A 23,870-nucleotide genomic window follows, 5' to 3' on the forward strand; every position below is an offset into this window, starting at 1 on the left:
AATTCTGGGGGGGCGGGGGCCCAAAAAAAAAAACCCAAAATTTTTTGTCCCCCCCCCCCCCCCCCCAAAAAACAACACCCCGTCCCCCCCCCCCGGGGTTGCGGGGCCGGGGCCCCCCCGAAGCGATTCTATTTGCTGATCAGCCCGGTACCACCAGCACCTTGACCTCGCCTGGCGCAGGCGGATTGGCGATCACCGCAGCCGCATCCTCAAGCGTCACCTGCCGGGAGATGAGGTTGTCGATCTCGATCGCACCCGAGGCGATGAGATTGGCAGCCCGGCGATGCGTAAACGGATTGAGGAACGACCCCAGCACCCTCAATTCCCGGAACAACAGGTCGAAAGGCTCGAATTCGGCCTTCATGCCTTGAGGCATCACGCCGACGACGACAACCGTGCCACCGGCCCTGGCGAGCCGCATCGATTGCTCGACCGTGTCCCTTACGCCGGCACATTCGAACACCACATCGACACCACCCGGCAGGAGGCCCGACGGACCGACGACCGTGTCGATGATGTCGCAAGCGGTTGGATCGACCGTCGCTGTTGCGCCCAATTCTTCTGCAAGGGCACGCCGCGAGGCCTGGCGCGTCGACAGGATGATTGTCGTCGCGCCGGCAAGCCTCGCCAGTTGCACGGTGAGCAGGCCGATCACGCCGCCGCCAAGCACGGCGACCGAGGAGCCGGGTCTGATCTGCGCCAGGTCCACGCCATGCAGGCAGCAGCCAAGCGGCTCGCAGAACGCGCCATGCGTCGGCCTCAGGTCTTTCGGGAGGAGGAAGGCCTGCTTGTGAGGCAGCACGACATATTCGGCGAAGCCGCCGTCGCGGCGGATGCCGATGGCAACCAGATTATGGCACAGATTGATGCGACCGGCGTGGCAGTGCGGACAGTGCCCGCAGGCGATGTTGGGATCGCCGGTGACGCGATCGCCGACCGAAAAGCCGGACACGGCGGTTCCAATCGCCTCGACGATCCCGGAGAATTCATGTCCGAGCGTCACCGGCGGCGTACAGGGAAATTCGCCATGGAAAAGATGCCGGTCGGTGCCGCAGACGCCGCAGGCCTCGATCCGTACCAGGAGATCGTCCGGCCCGGCCACGGGCTTGTCGACCTCCCGAAGGGCGATGCTGCCGACGCCCTCCAGCCGCACCGCTTTCATGTCTGTAGAGCCTCCGGCGTCAATTGAAACTCGGTGGTTGGGACAGATTGGGCGCTGGCGCTGCCGGCTTGGCAGCCGGCGTTTCACCGAAATTCGGCGGCTGCGACAGATCCGGTGCAGGCGCAGTCGGCGCCGTGCCGCCATCCGCAGGCGGAACGCCGAGCGGCGACAGGCTCGGCGTTTCCGGCACCTGGTAGTCGATCGTGCCCGGGTCCGCTGCCGTGCCCTTGTAGTGCATCACCATTTGCGGGAAGGCGATGGTCAAGCCGATCATGATCACCTGGATGCAAACGAAGGGCACCGCCCCCCAATAGATCTGGCCGGTGGTTACCGGCGCGATCTTTTTGCCGGTGAGGCGATCGAGATAGGGCACCCGGGCGGCGACCGAACGCAGGTAGAACAGCGCGAAGCCGAATGGCGGGTGCATGAAGCTGGTCTGCATGTTGACGCCGAGCAGCACGCCGAACCAGATCAGGTCGATTCCGAGCTTGTCGGCGGCCGGCGCCAAAAGCGGCACGATGATGAAGGCGAGCTCGAAGAAATCGAGGAAGAAGGCGAGCAGGAAGACGAGGATGTTGACGCCGATCAGGAAACCGATCTCGCCGCCCGGCAGCGATGTCAGGAGGTGTTCGACCCAGATATGGCCGTTGACACCGTAGAAAGTGAGCGAGAACACTCGCGCGCCGATCAGGATGAACAGCACGAAGGAGGATAGCCGCGTCGTCGACGCCAGCGCCTGCTTGATCACGTCCAGCGACAGCCGCCCCTTCATCGCTGCCATGATCAGCGCGCCGACAGCGCCCATGGCGCCGCCTTCGGTCGGCGTGGCGATGCCGAGGAAGATGGTGCCCAACACCAGGAAGATCAGCGCCAGTGGCGGGATCAGCACTATGATCACCTGCTGAGCCAGCCGCGACATCATGTTGATCTTCAGGCGCTGGTCGGCGATTGCCACGACATAGATGGAGATCACGCCGATGGTGGCGCCGAGGATGTCGGCGTTTTGGCCCTGCGAGGGCGCCAGATAGCGATAGGCCGCGTAGGAAACCACGATTGCCGCCAGCACCGCGACCAGCAGCGACAGGACACCGTGGCCGAGGGTGCGGGCCTCAAGTGGCAGCGCCGGCATCGAGTTCGGCCGAATGATCGACATGATCACGATATACATCGTATAAAGGCCGGTCAGAACCATCCCCGGGATCAGCGCACCCGCATACATGTCGCCGACCGAGCGGCCGAGCTGGTCGGCCAGAACGATCAGCACCAGCGACGGCGGAATGATCTGGGCGAGCGTGCCCGACGCGGCGATGACGCCGGATGCCACACGGCGGTCATAGCCGTAGCGCAGCATGATCGGCAGCGAGATCAGGCCCATGGCGATGACGGAGGCAGCCACCACGCCCGTGGTTGCGGCAAGCAGCGCGCCGACGAAGATCACGGCATAGGCGAGGCCGCCGCGGATCGGCCCGAACAATTGGCCGATCGTATCGAGCAGGTCCTCGGCCATGCCCGATCGTTCGAGCACGATGCCCATGAAGGTGAAGAACGGGATGGCCAGCAGCGTGTCGTTCGACATTACCCGGCTGCCGTAGAAATTGTCCGGCAGCGCGTGCAGCAGCGGCCAGGCGAGATTGATCGAGCCGCCTGAATAGGGTGACAGCACAACGCCGATGAAGAAGAACAGCAGGCCGTTGGCGGCGAGCGAGAAGGCGACCGGATAGCCGATCAGCAGGAAGATGACCAGCGAGGCGAACATGATCGGCGCCATGTTCTGGGCGATGAACTCGATCACGAGCGCACCTCTTCGGCGAGCGCCTTCGCTTCGAGTTCGGCTTGCTCATGCACCGATATGAACGGGGTGGGATCGTCCATGTCGCCGCGCATGATGGCGACCTTCTTGATGATCTCGGAAATGCCCTGAAGCGCTAGCAGGAAAAAGCCGGCCAGCAGGATCGCCTTCGCCGGCCAGATGATCAGCCCGCCCGAATTGTTCGACATTTCGCCGCTGCGAAACGACAGCGACACATAGGGAACAAAATAGATCACCATCAGCGTGACGAACGGCATCAGGAAAAAGAGGTGACCGAAGAGGTCGATCCAGTGCTGCACGCGGCGCGAGAACATGCCGTAGACGACGTCGATGCGGATATGGTCGTTCTGCTTGAGCGTGTAGGCGGCGGCCAGCATGAAGGCGGCGCCGAACAAATACCACTGCAGTTCCAGCCAGGCGTTCGACGACATGTCGAACGTCTTTCGGATCACCGCATTGGCGGCACTGACCAGCACTGCCAGCAGGATCAGCCACGACACCCATTTGCCGATGAACTCGTTCACACGGTCAATGGTTCTGGATAGAGTGAGAAGCCCTGCCATACATTCCTCCCTTTACGCATCAGCCCGAAAATCGGTGTCGATTTCGGAAAGCACGGTGCGTGACTCAAAGAATTAGCGGCGCGCCGATTCCCGCTTGTTTTCCGCCGCTTCAATGTGGCGCAACGGTATGCCGTGCGTGGCCCGGCGGGTCAACACAGGGCAGACCGAGTAAAACAATCTTGTGGGATGGGGAAGGGGCGAAACAGCCGCGGAAGGGATCATGCGCAAAAATCAAAGTGGCAGCCAACGCTAGCCGGGTTGGCGCAGTCAGACGATCTTGCTCTGGTCTCGCCCGGCGCCGATCAGCACCAGCATGGCGACGAGGAACAGATACATCCAGGCGTCGCGCCACTCGACCGGAAAATAGCCGGCCCACAGCGATTCGGCCATGCCGAAAGCGGCAGCGCCAAGTGCTGCCCGCAACGGCGAGAGATAGCCGCCCACCGCCGTCACGAACAGGATTTTCAGCCCGTAGACCAGGCCGGAGCCGAAGCTGATGTTGCCATAGTAGAGGCCGGCGAGCACACCGGCCAGCGCCGCGCAAAGGCCGCCGGCGAGCACCGCGTGCCGAAACACCGCGCGCACGTCGACGCCGCACATGGCGGCGGCTTTGGGGTCGTCGGACACGGCGCGCCAGCGCCGGCCGAAACTCGAGCGGGCGAACGCCCAGGAGGCGAGCACAATGGTTGCCACGACGATCCCGCAGTCGAGCAATTGGATAAGCGTCAGGGTGGCATTGAAGTTGGCCCCGTTCGCAAAAATGATGGGCTGGGCCAGCATTGGCGGCAGCCACAGATCATGCGTGTCAGCGGCGATGCGGCTTGCCTCCGACAGCAGCAGCAATATGCCCAGCGTCGTCACCACGATCGCATTGGGCGTGCGGTCGGCCAGCGGCTCGAAGATGCTGCGCGACAGGACATGGCTGATCAGCCCCGCATACAGGAACGCCGCGACAATACCGAGCGCGACGGCCGCGAACAGGGTCAGCCACAGGGCCTGATAGCCGAAGGCCGCGGTGAGGATCATCGTCTGTCCGCAAAAGGCGAACAGCGCCCCATAGGCGAGGTTCGTCCGGTGCAGGATGCCGTTGGTCAGCACATAGCCGAAGGCGAGCAGGGCATAGAGCGCGCCGGAATGCAGCCCGTTCAGCACCTGCTGGAAGAAATAGAGCATGCCAATGTCCTTGGATCGCGGAGAACCGCGTCCGTGCGGAGCAGATTTGCATCGGCAATCTAACTTGTCAAACGCAGCTTATCGGTTAGAAATGGCGCCCATGACGGTTTCCTGGACCCCGCACCGCTTCACTGGCGGCCTTCTTGCGCTCGACACGGCGAACACCGTCGTGCTGCGCGGCGATCCCCGGAAAACCTTCGACCGGTTCAAAGATCCGGCGGAGATCGCCCGTTTCGCCGACACGGCGAGCGTCTTTCGCGCCGCCGAGCTTGGCGGCAGGCGGCTCGAAGCGCCGTTCCCGGACAAGATAGCGCCGGTCGTGCTGGCGATCCGCGAGACGACCGACCGGCTGTTTCGTCGTGCGGTGTCGAAGGGCGCGGTCACTACAGGCGATCTACCGGGCTTCCTGAAGGCCTGCGCCGACGGTCTCGCGGACGGCCGCACCGAGATCGGTGCGCCGGGACGGCCGTTCGGCGAGCCGGCGACGCCCATCGCCTTCGAGGCGGCACTGGCGGTTTCCGCACTGTCGCTGCTGCAGGCTGACACCGTCGCAAGGCTGAGGATCTGCCCCAATTGCAGCTGGTTGTTTCTCGACCGAAGCCGCAATTCCAGCCGTCGTTGGTGCGACATGGCGGTGTGCGGCAACCGCCAGAAGGCAAGTCGCCACTATCGCCGCCGAACGGCAGCCAGAGGGACCGCCAATGTCTAGGAAAATCTTGCGCCTGATCGTTGTCGGCGCCATGCTCGTGGCCGCGGCAACGCTCGGCGCCTGCCGCGATACCGGCAAGGACGGCGAAGGCAGATTGTTCGAGATTTCCGGCAGGCTGGTCGTCTTCAATTATCGCCTCGCAAGGGCAACCTTTGTCGTCACGCTGAGGCCGCTGCAGCCTATGGAGGAAGGACAGGTTGCGGTCGCCAGCTTCCAGAACCCAGCGGGCGGCGAGCCACTGATCGTCGAACAGAAAATCTGGCCGAAGCTCGGCAAGGTGTCGCTGGAGAGCCCGGCGCTTTCCTGCATCGTCAAGGACAAGCCCTATGCGATATCGATCAGCATCAAGGATGCCAACGGTGCAATCCTCCAGAAGATCGACACCACGCTGATGTCGACGCAGGACCAATCGGTCCTGCCCGACCGGCCGCTGGTCATCGATCAGCTCTATACGCCCAATCCAGAGCTTGCCGGCCATCCGGACGGCAAGCTGCCGGGCGCGCCCAAGCCCGACTGTTCGAAGGCCGGCTGACGCGACATCGCCGGTATCGGTCGCGGCCGGAATATTCTTGGCGCTGGACCAATTGGTGCGCGTTTCTTACAGAATCGGGCGTGGACCGGATCGTTTGTTGCGCTTCGCCTGGCATCTTCGATTTTGTTTGACCTGCCCGGCAAGGGGAGAAACACTGCAGCCTCCAACTCCGACGTTGGCTGCGCTCGAACTGCGGCCTCCGCAGAGGAAATGCCTGATGACGCTGCATGATGTCTCGCTCGACGACAAGTTCGACCTGCGAAAGGAGCGCATCTTCCTTTCCGGCGCACAGGCGGTCATCCGAATGCTTTTGATGCAGCGCGAGCGCGACCGCCGGGTTGGCCTGAACACCGCTGGCTTCGTCTCCGGCTATCGCGGCTCGCCGCTCGGCGGCCTCGACATGCAGCTTTGGAAGGCCAGGAAGCAGCTCGCCCAGTCGGACATCGTCTTCCAGCCCGGCCTCAACGAGGAACTCGCGGCCACCGCCTGCTGGGGATCGCAGCAGGCCGAATTGCTGGGCGAGGGCACGCATGACGGCATCTTTTCGGTCTGGTACGGCAAGGGACCGGGCGTCGACCGCTCCGGCGACGTCTTCCGCCATGCCAATCTTGCCGGCTCGTCAAGACATGGCGGCGTGCTCGCCCTGATGGGCGACGACCACATGGCCGAATCCTCGACCAACGCGCACGCGACCGAGTTCCTGTTTGTCGACACCATGGTGCCGATCCTCAATCCGGCCGGGGTCCAGGAGATCATCGACTATGGGCTCTATGGCATTGCCATGTCGCGCTTCGCCGGCACCTGGGCGGCGATCAAATGCGTCAAGGACAACATCGAATCGACGGCTTCGGTCGATGCCGCGCTCGAACGGCTTGATATCGTCGTCCCGGACTTCAAGATGCCGCCCGGCGGCCTCAACATCCGCAACGAGATCGATATGCTCGGCCAGGAGGAGCGACTGCATGAATACAAACGCGCCGCCGCTTCGGCCTTTATCCACGCCAACGGGCTGAATCGGATCGTCTATTCCGGCGGCAGTGGCCCGAAGCTTGGCATCGTCACCGTCGGCAAGAGCTATCTCGATGTTCGCCAGGCGCTGGAAGACATCGGCGTCGACGAAGCCGCCGCCAACCGCATCGGCATCAGGCTGTTCAAGGTTGGCTGCCCGTGGCCGCTCGACCTGCAGCACATCACCGACTTCGCTCGCGGCCTCGACACCATCGTCGTCGTCGAGGAGAAACGCTCGCTGATCGAGGTGCAACTGCGCGAGAATCTTTACGGCACCGCCATGCAGCCGATCATCGTCGGCAAGAAGGACGAGCGCGGCGACGGGCTGTTCCCGGCCAAGGGCGCGCTCGATCCCAACGACATCGCCATCGCGCTCGGGGAGAGAATCTTGCGGACGATCGGTCCGTCGGACGAGATCGCCGCGCGGGTGGCGAAACTTCGCCAGTTCCAGGCGATGCTCGCCGAGACAACAGACTTTGCCTCGCGCACGCCCTTCTTCTGCTCCGGCTGTCCGCACAATTCCTCGACCAAGGTGCCCGACGGCTCGCTCGCCGCCGCTGGCATCGGCTGCCATTTCATGGCGCTGTGGATGGATCGCAACACCGTAGGTTTCACCGCCATGGGCGGTGAGGGCGCGCAATGGGTCGGCCAGGCGCCGTTCTCGAAGCGCGACCACATCTTTCAGAATCTCGGCGACGGCACCTACAACCACTCCGGCGCGCTGGCGATCCGCTTCGCGCTGTCGACCGACGCCAACATCACCTACAAGATCCTCTACAACGACGCCGTCGCCATGACTGGCGGCCAGCCGCACGAGGGTGGCCTGACCGTGGACATGATCGCCAGGCAGGTGCGGGCCGAGGGCGTCGAGCGGATCGCCATCGTCACCGACGAGCCGGCCAAATATACCGGCAAGGTCGAATTCCCTGCAGTCGCCACCATCCATCATCGCGACGACCTCGACCTCGTGCAGCGCGAGTTGCGCGCGGTCAGGGGCACATCCGTGCTGATCTACGACCAGACCTGCGCCGCCGAAAAGCGCCGCCGCCGCAAGCGCGGCACTTTCCCCGATCCCGACAAGCGCGTCTTCATTAACGAACTGGTCTGCGAAGGCTGCGGCGATTGTGGGGTGCAGTCGAATTGTGTGTCGATCCAGCCGGTCGAGACCGAATTCGGCCGCAAGCGCAAGATCGATCAGTCGAGCTGCAACAAGGATTTCTCCTGCATCAACGGCTTCTGTCCGTCCTTCGTCACCGTGCATGGCGCCAAGATCAGGAAGGCCGAGGGTATGGCCGGCACCACCGATCCGCTCGACGGCGTGCCCGCGCCCGCGGAATTCCCGCTCGGCGACCAAGGCTGGGCGGCGATCATCGACGGCGTCGGCGGCACCGGCGTCGTCACCATCGGCGCGGTGCTTGGCATGGCGGCTCATCTCGAAGACAAGGGCTGCGGCATGATCGACATGGCCGGCCTTGCCCAGAAGGGCGGCTCGGTGTTCACCCACGTCCGCATCGCGCGCAGCCCGGACGATATCCATGCCATCCGCGTTTCGGCCGGCAAGGCAGACCTTGTGCTTGGCTGCGACCTCGTCGTGTCGGGCGCCCAAAAGGTGCTCGCCGCGGTGCGCGAAGGCCACACGATCTTCCTCGCCAACACCGCGGAGATCATGCCCGGCGAGTTTACCCGGTCGGCCGATTTCTCGCTGCCCGTTGAGCGGCTGAAAAAGGCGATCCGCACTGCCGCCGGCGACGACAAGGCGCATTTTTTCGATGCCACCCGCACCGCCACCGCGCTGTTCGGCAGCTCGCTCGGCGCCAACATGTTCATGCTTGGCTTCGCCTTTCAGCATGGTGGCTTGCCGCTGTCTGCCGAGGCAGTCGAAAAGGCGATCGAGCTCAACGGCCAGTCGGTGGCGATGAACGTCTCAGCCTTCCGCTGGGGCCGCCGCGCCTCCCACCAGCCGGATTTCGTGCGCGCCCTCGTCGTTCAGCCGGGCACGGCCGCACAGAACACCGCTGTCGCCGAGACGCTCGATGACGTCATCGCCCGCCGCGTCGCCTTCCTCACCGCCTATCAGAACGCCGCTTATGGCAAGCGCTATGCCGACAGAGTGGCCGTGCTGCGCAAGGCCGAAGCCAGCGTGGCGCCCGGTTCGACTGATGTGACCGAAGCCGCCGCGAGGAACCTGTTCAAGCTGATGGCGATCAAGGACGAATACGAGGTGGCAAGGCTCTACACCGATGGCTCCTTTGCCGCTGAACTGGGCAAGCAGTTCCAGAGCTACGACAAACTCGAATTCCATCTCGCGCCGCCGATCATGGCCAGGCGCGGCAAGGACGGCAAGCCGAGGAAGTCGAGCTTCGGTCCCTGGATGATGAAGGGATTCCGCCTGCTGGCAGCGATGAAAGGCTTGCGCGGCACGGTCTTTGATGTGTTCGGCTACAGCTCCGAAAGGCGTATGGAACGGCAGCTTCTTGCGCAGTACGAGGCCGACCTGGAGCTTGTCGCCGGCGCGCTGGCGCCAGGCAAGGTCGAGGCCGCGGCAGCGCTTGCCTCGGTGCCGGCACTCATTCGCGGCTATGGTCACGTCAGGCGGGCCAGCGCCGAAAAGGCCGCCGGCGAGCGCCTGAGGCTGCTCGATCGCCTGGCGAAGACACCGGCTCGGCCGGAACTCCAGGCCGCCGAGTGATCGATGTCTTGTTTACCTGAAGGGTAGCTTCCCTGGCGTTAGCCGACCTGATGGTGAGGCCCGGAACCGCCTCTCTAAATCTTTCTTAAGGCTGATGTGACACAGCTTGCCTCCCCAGGGTGGGACTCAGGCGTGAATCTGAAAAGAAAAAACGAGATCCCGGTCGACGTCTACATTCCGTTCGTGGAAACTCTGTTCCGCGACAGCCTGACGCTTTCGATTGGATTCTTTGCCCAAACCCTGCTGGTCGCCCTGGTCTACTGGAAGACCAGGGATCCGATCTACATTGCGGTGGTCGCCGGATTTCTGATCGTCGCATTTCTGCGCCTGCGTAACATCAGAAAATACCGCCACGCCCCGTCACCCAGGAATTGGGAGGAGGCGCGCCGCCGCGAAAATGATTACATTTTCTACGGCTCCATGCATGGTTTCATGCTGGGCGCCTTCTGTTTCGCCGGCATCTACTTGGCGCATGACAACTATGCCGAAATCGCCGCTGTCTGCGTTACGCTGGCGTCCGCCACGGCGATCGCCGGCCGCAATTACGGCTCCCCGAGGATGGTCATGATCTTCATCATGACCATGACGTGGTCGATCTCGCTGGGCTTTATCCTGCGTGGCGATGTCTACCATGTGATCCTCGGTCTGATGTCGGCTCCCTTCCTATTCGCGATCAAACGCTTCGCCGATGTGGTCAGGGAGGTGCTTTTCGCCGCTTTGTCCGAAGAGAAGAAGGCGAACCGCCTCGCCCAGCGCTTCAATCGGGCGCTGAACACCATGTCGCACGGGCTTGTCATGCTCGGCCCTGACGGCCGGGTGGTGGTGGCCAACGCCGAAGCCGCGCATCTGATGTCGCTCAAGTCGCCCGACGCGCTGCTCGGGCGATCGATCCACGGCCTGCTGATGCGCGGCGTTGCCGGCGGCATGCTGGCGCCGAAGGACTGCCGCTACATCGAAGCCCAGCTTACGCGCGCCCTGCGCGAGGGCCGCGACCGCAAGGTTCTCGTCTCGCTCGCGAACGGGCAGCACTATGAGTTCTCGGCGCGTGAGGGCAGCCAGGAACTGGGCGTCATCACCTTCGAGGATGTGACGGCCCGCGTCGAGGCAGAAGGCAAGATCCGCTTCATGGCGCGCTACGACAGCCTCACCGGCCTGCCCAACCGCGCCTATTTCCACGAGCTGATCGGAGAGGCCATGGCATCCGGTGACCTCGAGCGTCTCTGCGGGCTCGCCGTGCTCGACCTCGACGACTTCAAGAGCGTCAACGACACGCTTGGCCACCCGGTCGGCGACGGATTGATCTACGCCGTGGCGGAGCGGCTGGCAGCGATCGCCGGACCAGGCGTCACCATCAGCCGTTTCGGCGGCGACGAGTTCATGGCCTTCTTCGACCGCGTTGAGGACGAGAGCCACCTGACCAGCCAAATCGACGGGATTTTCATTGAACTGCAGGGCGAGGTCGACGTCGCCGGCCACGGACTGCGTATCCAGGCCAGCGGTGGCGCGGTGCTGTCGCGGGTCAGGGATACCGATGTCGACGCCATGATCGTCAAGGCGGACCTGGCGCTCTACAAAGCCAAGGAACTCGGCAAGAACACCTGGCGGCTGTTCGAGGGATCGATGGATGCCGCTTTCCGCAACCGTCAGCTGATGAAGGCGGATCTGCGCACTGCGGTGGAAAGCAAGGGGTTGCGGGTGGTTTACCAGCCGATCGTGGCGATGAGCACGATGCGCATAGCCAGCTGCGAGGCGCTGTGCCGTTGGGACCACCCCGATCTCGGACCGATCTCGCCCAGCATCTTCATTCCGCTGGCGGAGGAAATGGGCATCATCTCCGAGATCAGCACCTTCGTCCTGCATGCGGCGTGCGTCGAATGCGCCAAATGGCCAGCACGGACCAGTGTCTCGGTCAATCTCTCGGCCAAGGACTTTCGCAACCGCGACGTTGTGCAAAAGGTTCGCGATGCGCTCGCCAGCTCCGGCCTCGCCGCCGGCCGCCTGGAGATCGAGGTCACCGAGACGGCGCTGCTCGACGACAAGTCGCTGACGCGTCAGTATATCGAGGAATTGAAGCGGCTTGGCGTGCGCATCGCGCTCGACGATTTCGGCACCGGCTATTCGAGCCTGAGTTATCTCCACAAACTGCCGCTCGACAAGATCAAGATCGACCGTTCATTCCTGATGGACGTCACCCAGAACAGCCGTTCGCTCGAACTGCTCAAGGGCATCGTCAATCTGTCACGGCCGCTGGGGCTTTCGGTGACAGTCGAGGGCGTCGAGACTTTCGAGCAGCTCAAGATCCTGGCCTTGCAGGTCAAGCCGGACCTGGTCCAGGGATTCCTGTTCGGCTCGGCGCTCAGCGCATCCGGTATCGAAACGATGGCGAGCACGGTCTGGCCCTTCGCCAAGGACATCAAGACGGCCAGCAAGGCGACGCATCGCTGAATTCGCCGGAAGACCTGGTACTTTAGTATAATTCTGCCGATTATTAACCTTAATAGCCGGTAAATGATTTCTATCTTGTTTTCATCTTTACATCATACGGCCCTGCCGTAGTGTTGATCGCGGCGGCAGTTGCGGGGAACGAGTTGATGATTGTCGAGTTGACTTCACCTCGCCAAGCGGCGGGTGCGGACGGGACTAATGCGTCTGACGATATGTCCGGCTTTGCCAGGAACGTCTCGGCGATGCTCGAGCGGACGGAATATCGCCGCTGCGACAAGGGCGAAGATCTCGAAGACATTTACAGGTTGCGCTACAAATCTTACCGTCTGAGCGATATGGTCCCGGAGAATCCCGACCATATTGTGCATGACGAGCTCGACGAAGCGGCCAATTGTTCCAAGTTCGGAATCTATATCGACGGCGTTCTGGTCAGTACGCTGCGTATTCACCATGCCTGCAGCGCCACGCCGCAGTCGCCTTCCACGACGGTTTATGGCGACATATTGCGCCCTATGCTGGCGTCTGGTCTGCATTTTGCCGATCCCAGCCGCTTTGCCGCCGATCCGGACTGGTCGCGGGTCTATCCGCAAATTCCGTATCTGACGCTGCGCCTCGCTGGCATGGCATGCTTCTACTTCGACGCGCCTTATTGTCTCTCCACCATCCGCCCGGAACATGCAGGCTTCTATCGTCGCATTTACTGTTCCGAGCAAATTGGCGAGTTACGCAATTATCCGGGCCTGAATTACAAGGTCGTGCTCTACCGAGCCGACGTCAGCGCCATTCGCGAACGGTCTTTCTCCCGGTTCCCATTCTTTCGGTCGACGCCGATGGAGCAGCGCATGCTGTTTGAGACACCCAGTGCCGGTGAACTCGCGCCGCTGACCATTCTGCCGACCGCCAAATACTACCGCGAAGCCGCCTGACAATTGGCAAATTTAGAGCGCGGCTAGAGCTTTCAGGCCGCTTCGGCGTTCTGGGAGGCGCGCCGGTGGTGCGCGGACGACGTCAATCTGCATCGCTTCGGCGGAAATTCTACCGAAAGGAACCCGACATGACCATTCCCACGCTCGCACTCACTCCGTTGATCTCGCTGATTGCCGGCGTGCTGATCCTGGTGATGCCGCGACTCCTCAACTACATCGTCGCGCTCTACCTGATCGTCGTCGGCCTGCTTGGGCTGTTTCCGCAACTCGCCGGCTGAAAATGTCGGCAGGCGCGGCGCGTTAGCCGGAAAGCAAGCGCGAGGCGGCAGCCGCGAGCGCCTCCGAAACGACATCCTGCATCTGGCGGCTCCAATTTTCTTTTGAGGCTGTTGTCTCCAGCGATGCGGCAATAGCGCCATTGCCCTCGGCCTGGCTTTTCGCTATGTGCCTGAAAGATGTCTTCGAAGGGGTATTCCTATGGCTGATCACTCGCCGACCGGTCCTGTCGAACTAGGCGCGAAGATGGACTATGCCGAGCACGACCGCACCTATGCCGGCTTTATCATGCTCGCCAAATACGGGTCGCTGTTTTGCGCCGCCGTGCTTCTGGCAATGGCTTTCGGTTTCTTTGCGGGCGGCTTCTTCTCGGGCTTTGTCCTGTTCGTTCTGATCCTCGCCGTCGGCGCTTTCATTCTCCGGTAAATTCTTCAAAACTCCCTTGCCCGCGACATCGCCGGAAGTTCGGTCGGCGTCCTGCGCAGACAGGTTCCAGCCGAAAGGATCATGCGGTGGGACAGACGGTTTTCATCCCTCGTGAGCTCGATGCGAACGAGCCGCGCGTTGCTGCCTCGCCCGACACGGTGAAGCGGCTGGCGGGGCTGGGGTTTGACGTCATCGTCGAAAGCGGCGCCGGCACGGCATCGCGCATTCCCGACGAGGAGTTCGCCAAGGCCGGCGCTGCGATCGGTAAGGCCGGCGATGTCGCCAAGGCTGATGTGGTGCTGAAGGTGCGCCGGCCTGATGAGGCGGAGCTGAAGGCCTATCGCCCGGACAGTGCCGTCATCGCCATCATCGATCCCTATGGCAACGATGCTGCGGTCGATGCTCTGGCAAGGGCCGGCGTCACGGCCTTCTCGATGGAGTTCATGCCGCGCATCACGCGCGCCCAATCGATGGATGTCCTGTCCAGCCAGGCCAACCTCGCCGGCTATCAGGCGGTGATCGACGCGGCTGCCGAATATGACCGGGCGCTGCCGATGATGATGACGGCGGCGGGCACGGTGCCGGCGGCGAAAGCTTTCGTCATGGGCGTCGGCGTCGCCGGCCTGCAGGCGATCGCTACTGCACGTCGTCTCGGTGCCGTGGTCACCGCCACCGACGTGCGTCCCGCCGCCAAGGAACAGGTCGCCTCGCTCGGCGCAAAGTTCCTGGCGGTCGAGGATGAGGAGTTCAAGGCGGCCGAGACGGCTGGCGGCTACGCCAAGGAAATGTCTAGGGAATACCAGGCCAAGCAAGCCGCGCTGACTGCCGAGCACATCGCCAAGCAGGACATCGTCATCACCACGGCGCTGATTCCCGGCCGTCCGGCGCCGAAGCTCGTTTCGGCCGCGATGGTCGCCTCGATGAAGCCGGGCTCGGTGATCGTCGACCTGGCGGTCGAGCGCGGCGGCAATGTCGAGGGCGCCGTGCCCGGGCAGGTGGTGACCACGGTCAACGGCGTGAAAATCGTCGGCCATATCAACGTGCCGGGCCGCGTCGCTGCCTCCGCCTCGCTGCTCTATGCCAGGAACCTGTTTGCGTTCCTCGAGACGCTGGTCGACAAGACCACCAAGACGCTTGCCATCAACCGCGACGACGAACTGGTCAAGGCGACGATGCTGACCGATGGCGGCCAGGTCGTGCATCCGGCCTTCGCCGGCAAGCCGGCGGTGATGATCGCCTCGGCCGAGCCTGCGAAGCCCGCCGCTGCAAAAAATCCAGCCCTGCCAAAGAAAGCTGCCGCATCCAGGAAACTTGCCGCACCCAAGTCGCCAGCAAACAAGTCGAAAGGGAGCGCGTGATGGACCAAACCTTGCAGAAAGCCCTCGACCAGCTCGACCAGGCTACCGCCGCCGTCCGGCTCGCTGTGCAGGATCTGGCCACAGCTCCAGGCGGCACCGATGCGGCGGGCGACGCCGCGCACGCGCTGTCCGGCGGGGCAATCGATCCGTTCGTCTTCCGCTTCGCCATTTTCGTGCTGGCGATCTTTGTCGGCTATTACGTCGTCTGGTCGGTGACGCCGGCGCTGCACACGCCGCTGATGGCCGTCACCAACGCCATTTCCTCGGTCATCGTCGTCGGCGCGCTGCTTGCCGTCGGCATCTCGGCGTCCGGCATCGCCACCGGCTTCGGTTTCGTCGCGCTGATGCTGGTCTCGGTCAACATCTTCGGCGGCTTTCTCGTCACCCAGCGCATGCTGGCGATGTACAAGAAGAAGGACAAGTAGAGCGCCATGAACGCCAACTTCGCCTCCTTCCTCTATCTGGTCTCCGGCATCCTGTTCATCCTGGCATTGCGCGGCCTGTCGCACCCGACCACGAGCCGCCAGGGCAACATGTACGGCATGATCGGCATGGGCATCGCCATTGCCACCACGCTGGCGCTGGCGACCCCTTCGGCGGGAGGCTTCGGCCTCATCGTGCTCGGCCTTTTGATCGGCGGCTCGGTCGGCGCGGTCACCGCACGGCGCATCGCCATGACCTCGATGCCGCAGCTGGTCGCCGCCTTCCATTCGCTGGTTGGCCTTGCCGCCGTCATGGTGGCGGCTGCCGCCGTCTATGCGCCGGAAAGTTTTGACATCGGCACGGTCGCCGACATCCACGCCCAGGCGCTGATCGAGATGAGCCTCGGCGTCGCCATCGGCGCCATCACCTTCACCGGCTCGGTCATCGCCTTCCTCAAGCTTGACGGCCGCATGTCGGGCAAGCCGATCATGATCGGCGGCCGTCATTTCATCAACGCCGCCCTCGGCATCGGACTGATCGTGCTGATCGTGCTGCTCGTCACCACCGAGTCCAAGCTGGTGTTCTGGCTGATCGTGGCGGCATCGCTTGTCCTTGGCGTCCTTCTCATCATCCCGATCGGCGGCGCCGACATGCCGGTGGTCGTCTCGATGCTGAATTCCTATTCGGGCTGGGCGGCTGCGGCACTCGGCTTCACGCTCGGCAATCTGGCTCTGATCATCACCGGCGCGCTGGTCGGCTCGTCCGGAGCGATCCTGTCCTACATCATGTGCAAGGGCATGAACCGGTCGTTCATCTCGGTCATCCTCGGCGGCTTCGGCGGCGAGACGTCCGCCACTGCCGACGACGGCATCGAGCGCACGGTCAAGCAGGGTTCGGCCGACGATGCCGCCTATCTGATGATGAACGCGCAGAAGGTCGTCATCGTGCCTGGTTACGGCATGGCGGTCGCCCAGGCGCAGCACGCGCTGCGCGAGATGGCCGACAAGCTCAAGGCCAATGGCGTCGACGTGAAATACGCCATTCATCCAGTCGCCGGCCGCATGCCCGGCCACATGAACGTGCTCCTGGCCGAAGCCAACGTGCCTTACGACGAAGTGTTTGAGCTCGAGGACATCAACTCCGAATTCGCGCAGGCCGACGTCGCCTATGTCATCGGCGCCAACGACGTCACCAACCCGTCCGCCCGCGACGACAAGTCGTCGCCGATCTACGGCATGCCGATCCTCGATGTCGACAAGGCTCGCACCTGTCTGTTCGTCAAGCGCTCGCTCGGCTCCGGCTATGCCGGCATTGACAACACGCTGTTCTACAAGGACGGCACCATGATGCTGCTCGGCGACGCCAAGAAGATGACCGAAGAGATCGTCAAGGCCATGGATCACTGATCCGGGTTGGCGACCCCGACAATCGTCCCACTGCGAGCGTTGCCTTTCACCGGAGTGCCACCGTTCCATAGGCTGAAGCGGCGACTGAACTGCAAAGGTCAAACCACTCGCACCCGCCGCAAGCACCCCGGGTGCGGCCCGAAGAGAACGCATCGCGCATACTTCGCAGAAGCGAGGAATGGAGCTGAAGTTCCATGTCCTCGGCAATCGAGTACCCCAGAAGCGTACCAACACTGGCCGCCGCCTGACGGTCGCGCTCCGTCACGCTGTCGCGAAGGCAGTGCGGCTCCGCCTCACCGAGCAGGGGCGCGCAAATATCGTCAGGCCCGGAGACGATCAGGATGTGTTCGCCTGCGGAGAGCCGAGCCGCGATCGCGTCGAAATTGGCGACGAACGCAGCGCTGTAACCCTTGCCTGCGTAAGTCAGCAGGCAAAGGAGATGGTGCGGCCGCAGCCGGACGGTCATTTTTGCGCGCGGGTCATGAGCTTGAGCGTCACCGCGGCCAATGCCGACTTGAGCGCCCCGCCGATCAGGAACGGCGCGACGCCGTGGACAATTGCCTGTTCGATGCCAATGGCGACGGAAAGCCATGCCGCGCCCAGCACGAGGCAAAGCGCGTTTCCCAGGAGCATGGAGACGAACGCCAGCCAGGGGCGGTTGCCGTTCCAGCCGTGCTCCGCCAGCCATCCCGTGAGCGCGCCGACCACGGGGAAGGCAAAGAGGTATCCGGCGGTCGGGCCGACAAAGTGATGCGCACCGGCAGCGCCCCCAGATAAAACCGGCAACCCGATCGCGCCTTCGACCAACCATGCAACGATCGTGGCCGCGCCGAGTCTCCAGCCGTAGACCGCACCGATCAGGGTGACCGCAAAGGTCTGCATGGTCACGGGCACCGGAACCATAGGCACTTCGATGTAAGACGCCAGCGCCAGAAATACGGTTCCCAGGACGACCGCCCCGATCTGCCAGGACAGCGACCAGTCGCGGATGCGCTGCGCGCTCGAAGCCGCGTGGCTGGCGGAGGTGGGGTTATGACGCATATGTGTTCTCTTTCGTACTGGCTGTGAAGCAGGCGCTATGCCTGACTTGCGGGATTGAACGACGTGCTGCCCGGGAGGACGGAGTAGCGGATCAGGCGGCTGTCGGCAACGGCGGCTTGCCGATGCTTCATGGCGGCGCGACAAACGGCACCGGAAGTCACAGTCCTAAGTTTCGCGACAAAATCGTCAGCGTTGAACTCTTCAACAAATTCCTGTCGCAAAACCCTCCCGCAAAAAATCGGCGATTTGCGACAGATATCTGCGACGCTTTTTGCACTTGCTTCGGATTCAGCACTACGATGGGCAAGTTCTGTTCCGATGGACGGATTTGTCACCAACGGAGGCACCGGTGTCTGGCCCCCAGCCTGTCGCTTCGCCGACCAAGTCCGGCTCGCCCGCGAAGGCCAGCCTGCCGGCCCCCGGAAAGGCGCCGCGCAAGCTCAGCCAGGCCGTGGTCATCGTGCATGGCATGGGCGAACAGCGACCGATGGGCACGCTGAGGGAATTTGTTCAGGCTGTTTGGAGCCATGATTCCGCCCGCGCGCCGTTTTATGCCCAAGTCGCCGATCCGGGCGGTCCCGCCGGCTCGAAGATCAACCGGAGCTGGATCACGCCCGACAGCCGGACGAATTCGCACGAACTTCGCCGGATCACCACCCCTTACGATGTCGATGGCCGCCGCACTGATTTCTACGAGCTTTACTGGGCCGACATCACGCAAGGCACGACGCGGGGCCGGCTTGCGGCCTGGGTGACGAATCTGCTCTGGCGCAAGCCCGCCGACATTCCGCGCGACGCCCGCGGGCTCTACGTCGTTACGCTTCTGGCAGTCATAACAGTCTTGGGCGCGGCGTTCGTGCTCGCGACGTCGGCCTTGCAAGGGTATATTTCCTGGATCACGGGCATGCTCGCCACGATCCTGGCCTCGTTCGTCGTCTGGGCGGCGGACCGGTTTGGTCTTCCTTATTTCGGTGATGTGGCCGCCTATGTGCGGGCTGAAGCGGCAACGGTCGAGAAGCGCGCGCTTGTCCGCGACCGTGGCCTGACACTGTTGAGGCGCCTCATGGTGGACGACGGCTACGACCGCATCGTGCTGGTCTCGCACAGCCTGGGGTCAATCATCGCCTACGATCTGCTGCAGATATTGTGGGCCGATTTCAGGCCACGAAAGCTGGAAGCCCTCCGCGACAAGGCGAGACTGAAAGCGATCCGCGCCGTCGACAAGGCTACGCTCAAGTCAGATGGTTCTGCGTGGCCCGACAAATTGGATGATTTTTCTGGATTCCGGCGCGCCCAATGGGAGCTCTACCGCCACCTCCGCGCCAGCGACGCCGATCATCCATTGCCTTGGAAGATCAGCGATTTCATCACGCTCGGCAGTCCGCTGACCCACAGCGAATTTCTGGCGACCTACAATCTCGCCGAATTCAGGCGCGGCATCGCTGAGCGGCTGTTCTCGGCATGCCCGCCGATCGCCGAGACGGCGGCCGGTGGAACCGTCCTCTATCAGGAAGGGCGCAGCCGTTCGGGCAAGCCGCAGCGGGCGGTGCATCATGGTGCGGTGTTTGCCGCGACACGCTGGACCAACATCTTCGACAGGGGTAATGGCTGGCTGACCGGCGACCCGATCTCAGGACCGATGGCGGAAAATTTCGGCCCCGGCGTGGAGAACATTCAGGTCGAACTGCGCAGTTCGCTTGGCCGCATCTTCACGCACAGGCTCTACTGGTCGCTGGAGGCGACCGGCGTCGAGGTCGCGGCAGCCGCCGGCACGCCGCCGCGCTCGCATATCGACGTGCTGCGTGACGCCGTCGATCTCGGCCGCAAACTGGAGCCAAGCCAGCCGGCACCGACGACTTCTGCCGGAAGAGAGGGCACGCTCGTTTGGGCGAATCAGCGCGCAGTTCATGGCGATGACGTCGTCAAAACAACCGGTCGATGCCGGGGAAAGTCTCGGCGTCGATAGAACCCTCAAGCACCGATCAACGGTCGGTCAGGAAGACCGCCTCCTCGTCGTCGCGCTGCCTGCCCCCAAGTGCTGCCGCGGCGCTTGCGATGAAAGCGCCGACGACCAGGGACAGAGCGCCAAGCAGCGCGAAGGTGGCACCGGCTTTCCTGGCGGTGTCGGCAGCCTGCTGGGCCTGGACCTTCGCCTCTTCGACCCTGGCAAGCACGGCATCGACACGGGCCCTGGCATCGGGTTCCGACAGCCCGGTGCGGGCGGCTACCAACTGCGACAGATAGGTCTTGTCGTCGGCTGACACTTCGCCTGCTGCTGCGCTCGCGATCAAAATGCGCGAGGCCTGCGCCGTCGCCGCCGCATCGCTCTCCGGGTTGGCGGCAGCAAGCCTGGCCGCATCGGCCGGGCGGAACAACGCATCGACGAAGTACGACGTTGCGTTGTCGGTCGCGGCGCCTCCGGCGTTTGCGGTAGCACCTGCCGAAGCGCCCATTGCCGCGCCCGACGCGACTGTCGAAGCGGCGTGGACGCCGGTTCCGACAGCTGCGGAGAGCGCCGAGCCGAGCACACCGGCGACGAGCAACGTTGCAAGCGCCCAGGCGAGGAACCCGTGTGCGGTATCGCGGAAAAAGACCTCATCGGTGTGGACGCCGACCCATTTGGTGCGTAGGCGCCCGGCAAGATAACCGCCTACGGCCGACGACAGCCACTGCACGATGATCAGCCACGCAGCCGTGGAGGCCGCGAAAGTTGTGACTGAGGTGCTCAAGCCGGACCACGGCGAAACCATCGTCAGCCCGAGCCCGGAGCCGAGCAGCATCAGGATCAATGTTAGCGTCGAGGCAGCAAAGGCGCCGGCCACGATTGGCCCCCAGCTGACAGCGGTAGAAGAGGATTCCGTCGGTGCGGAAACGTCGACAGTCGTTAGGGTTGACTGCATGTCGGCCCCCTAACGTGCGAAAAGCATGATGAGAATAATGATCGGAATCGGGACTCCGAGAAGCCAGAGCAAAATGCCACGTCCCATGAGTGCCTCCTGCGGCGATTGTGATCGATTACAATGCCTTGGATGCTCTTCCGTTCCGACCGGCTCTCATGATCCTTTGTTGCGACGCAGCAGGGATCGTTGGTGGGCCTGGGCCTAGCAATACCTTAAGTCTCCTAAGCTGAGCAGCTGCTTGGGCCTCAAATATCCAGATTGGCCACCGACAGCGCGTTTTCCTGGATGAACTCGCGCCTGGGCTCGACCTCGTCGCCCATCAGCCGCGAAAACAGCGAGTCGGCGTCCGTTGCGTCATTGACCTTGACCTGCAGCAGCGAGCGCACATTCGGGTCGAGCGTGGTTTCCCAGAGCTGCTCGGCATTCATCTCGCCGAGGCCCTTGTAGCGCTGCATGGTCAGGCCCTTGCGGCCGGTGGCAAACACGGCATTGAGCAGCGCCAGCGGTCCCGAGATGGTTTCGGATACGTCCTTGCGGCGCAGCACCGGCGGCTCGCCATAGACTTCTGCTAGGCGCGGCGCATAGCGGTCGAGCTGGCGGGCGTCGGCCGAATTGATCAGCGCCAGATCGAGATGCGCGAACTCCTTGACGCTGCGCACCGTGCGCTCGAACACATAACCGCCGACCCCTTCGTTTGAGGTCGACATGCGGCCGGTCCAGCCGCGTTCGGTGTCCTCGGCGATGATGTCGAGGCGCCGGGCGACACGCTCGGCCATCGCGTTGGCCCGGCCGAGATCGACGAAGACATCCGGATTGAGCGCGCCGGCGATCGCCGCCTGCTCGACCACGCCTCTGTTATAGCGGGTGTGCAGCCCGTTGATGAGCTGGCGCACCGCCAGCGCATCGTCGATGGCGCTGCGCAGGTCCTGCCCGGCCCGCACCTCGCCGGTGCTGAGCGCAAGCGACGCTTCTTCCAGCCCTGAGCCGATCAGGAATTCCTCGAAGGCGCTTTCGTCCTTGATGTATTGCGAACTCTTGCCGCGGGTCACCTTGTAGAGCGGCGGCTGGGCGATGTAGAGATGCCCACGCTCGATCAGCTCCGGCATCTGCCGGAAGAAGAAGGTCAGCAGCAAGGTGCGGATGTGGGCGCCGTCGACGTCGGCGTCGGTCATCAGGATGATCTTGTGGTAGCGCAATTTGTCTGCGTTGAACTCGTCCTTGCCGATCGAGGTGCCGAGCGCGGTGATCAGCGTGCCGATCATGTCGGAGCCGAGCATACGGTCGAACCGGGCCCGCTCGACGTTGAGGATCTTGCCGCGCAGCGGAAGAATGGCCTGGTTCTGGCGCGAACGGCCGCCCTTGGCCGAGCCGCCGGCGCTGTCGCCCTCGACGATGAAGATTTCCGACTTCGCCGGGTCGCGTTCCTGGCAGTCGGCCAGCTTGCCGGGCAGCGAAGTGACGCCGAGCGAGCTCTTGCGGGTGATGTCGCGCGCCTTGCGCGCGGCTTCGCGCGCCGCTGCCGCCTGGATGACCTTCTCGATGACCACCTTGCCCTCGGTCGGGTGCTCTTCGAGCCAGGTGCCGAGCGCCTCGTTGACGAGCCCTTCCACCACCGGACGGACTTCGGACGAGACCAGCTTGTCCTTGGTCTGCGAGGAGAATTTCGGGTCGGGAACCTTGACCGACAGCACGGCCGTCAGTCCTTCGCGGCAATCGTCGCCGATCAGCGCCACCTTCTCCTTTTTGGTGAGGCCCGTGGATTCGCCATAGCCGGTAATCTGGCGCGTCAGCGCGCCGCGGAAACCGGCAAGATGCGTGCCGCCGTCGCGCTGCGGAATATTGTTGGTGAAGGCCAGCACGTTCTCGTGGTAGCTGTCGTTCCACCACATGGCGACTTCGACGGTGATACCGTCGCGCTCGGCCTTGATCGCAATCGGCTTGTCGATCAGCGGCTTCTTGACGCGGTCGAGATATCTGACGAACTCCTCGAGCCCGCCATCATAGTGCAGCTCATGGCGCACGACGTCGGCATGGCGGGCATCGGTCAAAATGATGCGCACGCCGGAATTCAGGAAGGCGAGTTCGCGCAGCCGGTGCTCCAGCGTGCCGAAGTCGAACTCGACCATGGTGAAGGTCTCGGTCGACGGAAAGAAGGTGATCTCGCTGCCGCTGCGCCCCTCATAGGTGCCGGCAACCTTGCGCTGCTCATAGCTGCCGGTGACCCTCAGCGGTCCGTCGGCGTTGCCATGCGAGAAGCTCATCTCGTAGATCTGGCCGTTGCGGCGGATTTTCAGCTTCAGCCAGGCCGACAGCGCGTTGACGACCGAGACGCCCACGCCGTGGAGGCCACCGGACACCTTGTAGGAGTTCTGGTCGAACTTGCCGCCGGCATGCAGCTGCGTCATGATCACTTCGGCCGCCGAAATGCCTTCGCCGGTGTGGATATCGGTCGGAATGCCGCGGCCATTGTCGATGACCGTCACCGAACCGTCGGGATTGAGCGTCACCGTGACGAGGTCGGCATGGCCGGCCAGCGCCTCGTCGATAGCGTTGTCGACGACCTCATAGACCATGTGATGCAGGCCCGAGCCGTCGTCGGTATCGCCGATATACATGCCGGGCCGCTTGCGGACGGCGTCCAAGCCCTTCAAAACCTTGATGGAATCGGCGCCGTACTCGGCCTCAGCGCCGCTGGCGTTGTCGATCTGATCGCTCATGAAAACCTGTCTGATTGATGCCGCACATCCAGCGCAAAAAATCGGCTCCGAATCGCGCGTCCTTGATGGCCCAGATATAGGTGCAAAAGGCGGTTTTTCCAAGGTTTGCAAGCATTTCCGAATGGAAGAAGAGCACGCCTGGCGGGCCACGGCATCGGACCCAAAAAGTGGAACTGGTTTTGGGAACAGAGCGGCCGCACAAGAGCGGGCCGACCTGTTCCCGACGATCATCTACTCTCCTGTGCCCCGGTGACATTTCCGGAGAGCGGGCCCTTCGCCCTTGCCGTTCAGCAACATGGACGCTTG

General features: G+C 63.3%; 21 protein-coding genes. 12 read left to right on the forward strand and 9 right to left on the reverse strand.

The window, feature by feature from the left end; genetic code table 11:
* Positions 1-139: 139 nt before the first annotated feature.
* The 4 genes from AC0L3O_RS17055 to AC0L3O_RS17070 form a co-directional block, all read right to left on the reverse strand.
* Entirely contained in the window at positions 140-1,162 is a 1,023-nt protein-coding gene (locus AC0L3O_RS17055) for a zinc-dependent alcohol dehydrogenase family protein (RefSeq protein WP_473616119.1), read from the reverse strand.
* Between the two features lie 19 nt (positions 1,163-1,181).
* On the reverse strand, positions 1,182-2,954 hold the full coding sequence (locus tag AC0L3O_RS17060) for a TRAP transporter large permease (protein ID WP_287226730.1): 1,773 nt from the start codon (positions 2,952-2,954) through the stop codon (positions 1,182-1,184).
* Positions 2,951-3,535 (reverse strand): TRAP transporter small permease subunit, encoded by a 585-nt coding sequence (locus AC0L3O_RS17065; RefSeq protein ID WP_287176282.1) that lies wholly within the window; start codon positions 3,533-3,535, stop codon positions 2,951-2,953. The genes AC0L3O_RS17060 and AC0L3O_RS17065 overlap by 4 nt, the downstream gene beginning before the upstream one ends.
* Before the next feature lie 267 nt (positions 3,536-3,802).
* The gene (locus AC0L3O_RS17070; RefSeq protein ID WP_023796805.1) at positions 3,803-4,708 is read right to left on the reverse strand and encodes a branched-chain amino acid ABC transporter permease; all 906 of its coding nucleotides are present in this window, start codon (positions 4,706-4,708) and stop codon (positions 3,803-3,805) included.
* 100 nt (positions 4,709-4,808) lie between these two features.
* On the opposite strand from AC0L3O_RS17070, the gene AC0L3O_RS17075 reads away from it, so the two are divergent.
* From AC0L3O_RS17075 to AC0L3O_RS17120, 10 genes are all read left to right on the forward strand, one after another.
* Positions 4,809-5,417, forward strand: a complete 609-nt coding sequence (locus AC0L3O_RS17075) for a CGNR zinc finger domain-containing protein (protein WP_091592713.1) — start codon at positions 4,809-4,811, stop codon at positions 5,415-5,417.
* Positions 5,410-5,949 (forward strand): hypothetical protein, encoded by a 540-nt coding sequence (locus AC0L3O_RS17080; protein ID WP_091592717.1) that lies wholly within the window; start codon positions 5,410-5,412, stop codon positions 5,947-5,949. The genes AC0L3O_RS17075 and AC0L3O_RS17080 overlap by 8 nt, the downstream gene beginning before the upstream one ends.
* A gap of 217 nt (positions 5,950-6,166) precedes the next feature.
* A complete protein-coding gene (locus AC0L3O_RS17085) occupies positions 6,167-9,646 on the forward strand; it encodes an indolepyruvate ferredoxin oxidoreductase family protein (protein ID WP_473616120.1) in 3,480 nt (1,159 codons plus the stop codon).
* A 132-nt stretch (positions 9,647-9,778) separates the two neighbouring features.
* Positions 9,779-12,091 carry a putative bifunctional diguanylate cyclase/phosphodiesterase gene (locus AC0L3O_RS17090; protein ID WP_473616122.1) on the forward strand — a complete coding sequence of 771 codons (2,313 nt, stop codon included), beginning with the start codon at positions 9,779-9,781 and terminating at the stop codon, positions 12,089-12,091.
* 146 nt (positions 12,092-12,237) lie between these two features.
* A complete protein-coding gene (locus AC0L3O_RS17095; RefSeq protein ID WP_023796800.1) occupies positions 12,238-13,017 on the forward strand; it encodes an N-acyl amino acid synthase FeeM domain-containing protein in 780 nt (259 codons plus the stop codon).
* 128 nt (positions 13,018-13,145) lie between these two features.
* Positions 13,146-13,295: a DUF3096 domain-containing protein gene (locus AC0L3O_RS17100; RefSeq protein WP_023796799.1), complete on the forward strand. Its 150-nt coding sequence runs from the start codon at positions 13,146-13,148 to the stop codon at positions 13,293-13,295.
* Positions 13,296-13,494: 199 nt separating this feature from the next.
* The gene (locus AC0L3O_RS17105) at positions 13,495-13,719 is read left to right on the forward strand and encodes an aa3-type cytochrome c oxidase subunit IV (protein ID WP_023796798.1); all 225 of its coding nucleotides are present in this window, start codon (positions 13,495-13,497) and stop codon (positions 13,717-13,719) included.
* 86 nt (positions 13,720-13,805) lie between these two features.
* Positions 13,806-15,077 carry a Re/Si-specific NAD(P)(+) transhydrogenase subunit alpha gene (locus AC0L3O_RS17110; RefSeq protein WP_473616123.1) on the forward strand — a complete coding sequence of 424 codons (1,272 nt, stop codon included), beginning with the start codon at positions 13,806-13,808 and terminating at the stop codon, positions 15,075-15,077.
* Positions 15,077-15,502 carry an NAD(P) transhydrogenase subunit alpha part 2 gene (locus AC0L3O_RS17115; RefSeq protein ID WP_029347614.1) on the forward strand — a complete coding sequence of 142 codons (426 nt, stop codon included), beginning with the start codon at positions 15,077-15,079 and terminating at the stop codon, positions 15,500-15,502. Before AC0L3O_RS17110 ends, AC0L3O_RS17115 begins: the two co-directional genes overlap by 1 nt.
* 6 nt (positions 15,503-15,508) lie before the next feature.
* Positions 15,509-16,906: an NAD(P)(+) transhydrogenase (Re/Si-specific) subunit beta gene (locus tag AC0L3O_RS17120; protein WP_023796795.1), complete on the forward strand. Its 1,398-nt coding sequence runs from the start codon at positions 15,509-15,511 to the stop codon at positions 16,904-16,906.
* A gap of 46 nt (positions 16,907-16,952) precedes the next feature.
* On the opposite strand, the gene AC0L3O_RS17125 is transcribed toward AC0L3O_RS17120, so the two are convergent.
* The 3 genes from AC0L3O_RS17125 to AC0L3O_RS17135 are packed head-to-tail and all read right to left on the reverse strand — an operon-like array spanning position 16,953 to position 18,285.
* Positions 16,953-17,372, reverse strand: a complete 420-nt coding sequence (locus AC0L3O_RS17125; protein WP_473616124.1) for a DUF1284 domain-containing protein — start codon at positions 17,370-17,372, stop codon at positions 16,953-16,955.
* Positions 17,369-17,947 (reverse strand): biotin transporter BioY, encoded by a 579-nt coding sequence (locus tag AC0L3O_RS17130; RefSeq protein ID WP_473616126.1) that lies wholly within the window; start codon positions 17,945-17,947, stop codon positions 17,369-17,371. Before AC0L3O_RS17130 ends, AC0L3O_RS17125 begins: the two co-directional genes overlap by 4 nt.
* Before the next feature lie 35 nt (positions 17,948-17,982).
* Positions 17,983-18,285, reverse strand: a complete 303-nt coding sequence (locus AC0L3O_RS17135; RefSeq protein ID WP_128244513.1) for a hypothetical protein — start codon at positions 18,283-18,285, stop codon at positions 17,983-17,985.
* A gap of 11 nt (positions 18,286-18,296) precedes the next feature.
* On the opposite strand from AC0L3O_RS17135, the gene AC0L3O_RS17140 reads away from it, so the two are divergent.
* Positions 18,297-19,913, forward strand: a complete 1,617-nt coding sequence (locus tag AC0L3O_RS17140) for a hypothetical protein (protein ID WP_473616127.1) — start codon at positions 18,297-18,299, stop codon at positions 19,911-19,913.
* A 16-nt stretch (positions 19,914-19,929) separates the two neighbouring features.
* On the opposite strand, the gene AC0L3O_RS17145 is transcribed toward AC0L3O_RS17140, so the two are convergent.
* On the reverse strand, positions 19,930-20,847 hold the full coding sequence (locus AC0L3O_RS17145; RefSeq protein ID WP_473616128.1) for a hypothetical protein: 918 nt from the start codon (positions 20,845-20,847) through the stop codon (positions 19,930-19,932).
* A 245-nt stretch (positions 20,848-21,092) separates the two neighbouring features.
* On the reverse strand, positions 21,093-23,564 hold the full coding sequence (gene gyrB, locus AC0L3O_RS17150; RefSeq protein WP_128172916.1) for a DNA topoisomerase (ATP-hydrolyzing) subunit B: 2,472 nt from the start codon (positions 23,562-23,564) through the stop codon (positions 21,093-21,095).
* On the opposite strand from gyrB, the gene AC0L3O_RS17155 reads away from it, so the two are divergent.
* Entirely contained in the window at positions 23,563-23,817 is a 255-nt protein-coding gene (locus tag AC0L3O_RS17155) for a hypothetical protein (RefSeq protein ID WP_128172917.1), read from the forward strand. The genes gyrB and AC0L3O_RS17155 overlap by 2 nt on opposite strands.
* Positions 23,818-23,870 lie beyond the last annotated feature (53 nt).

It is taken from the genome of Mesorhizobium sp. WSM4810, assembly GCF_055811235.1.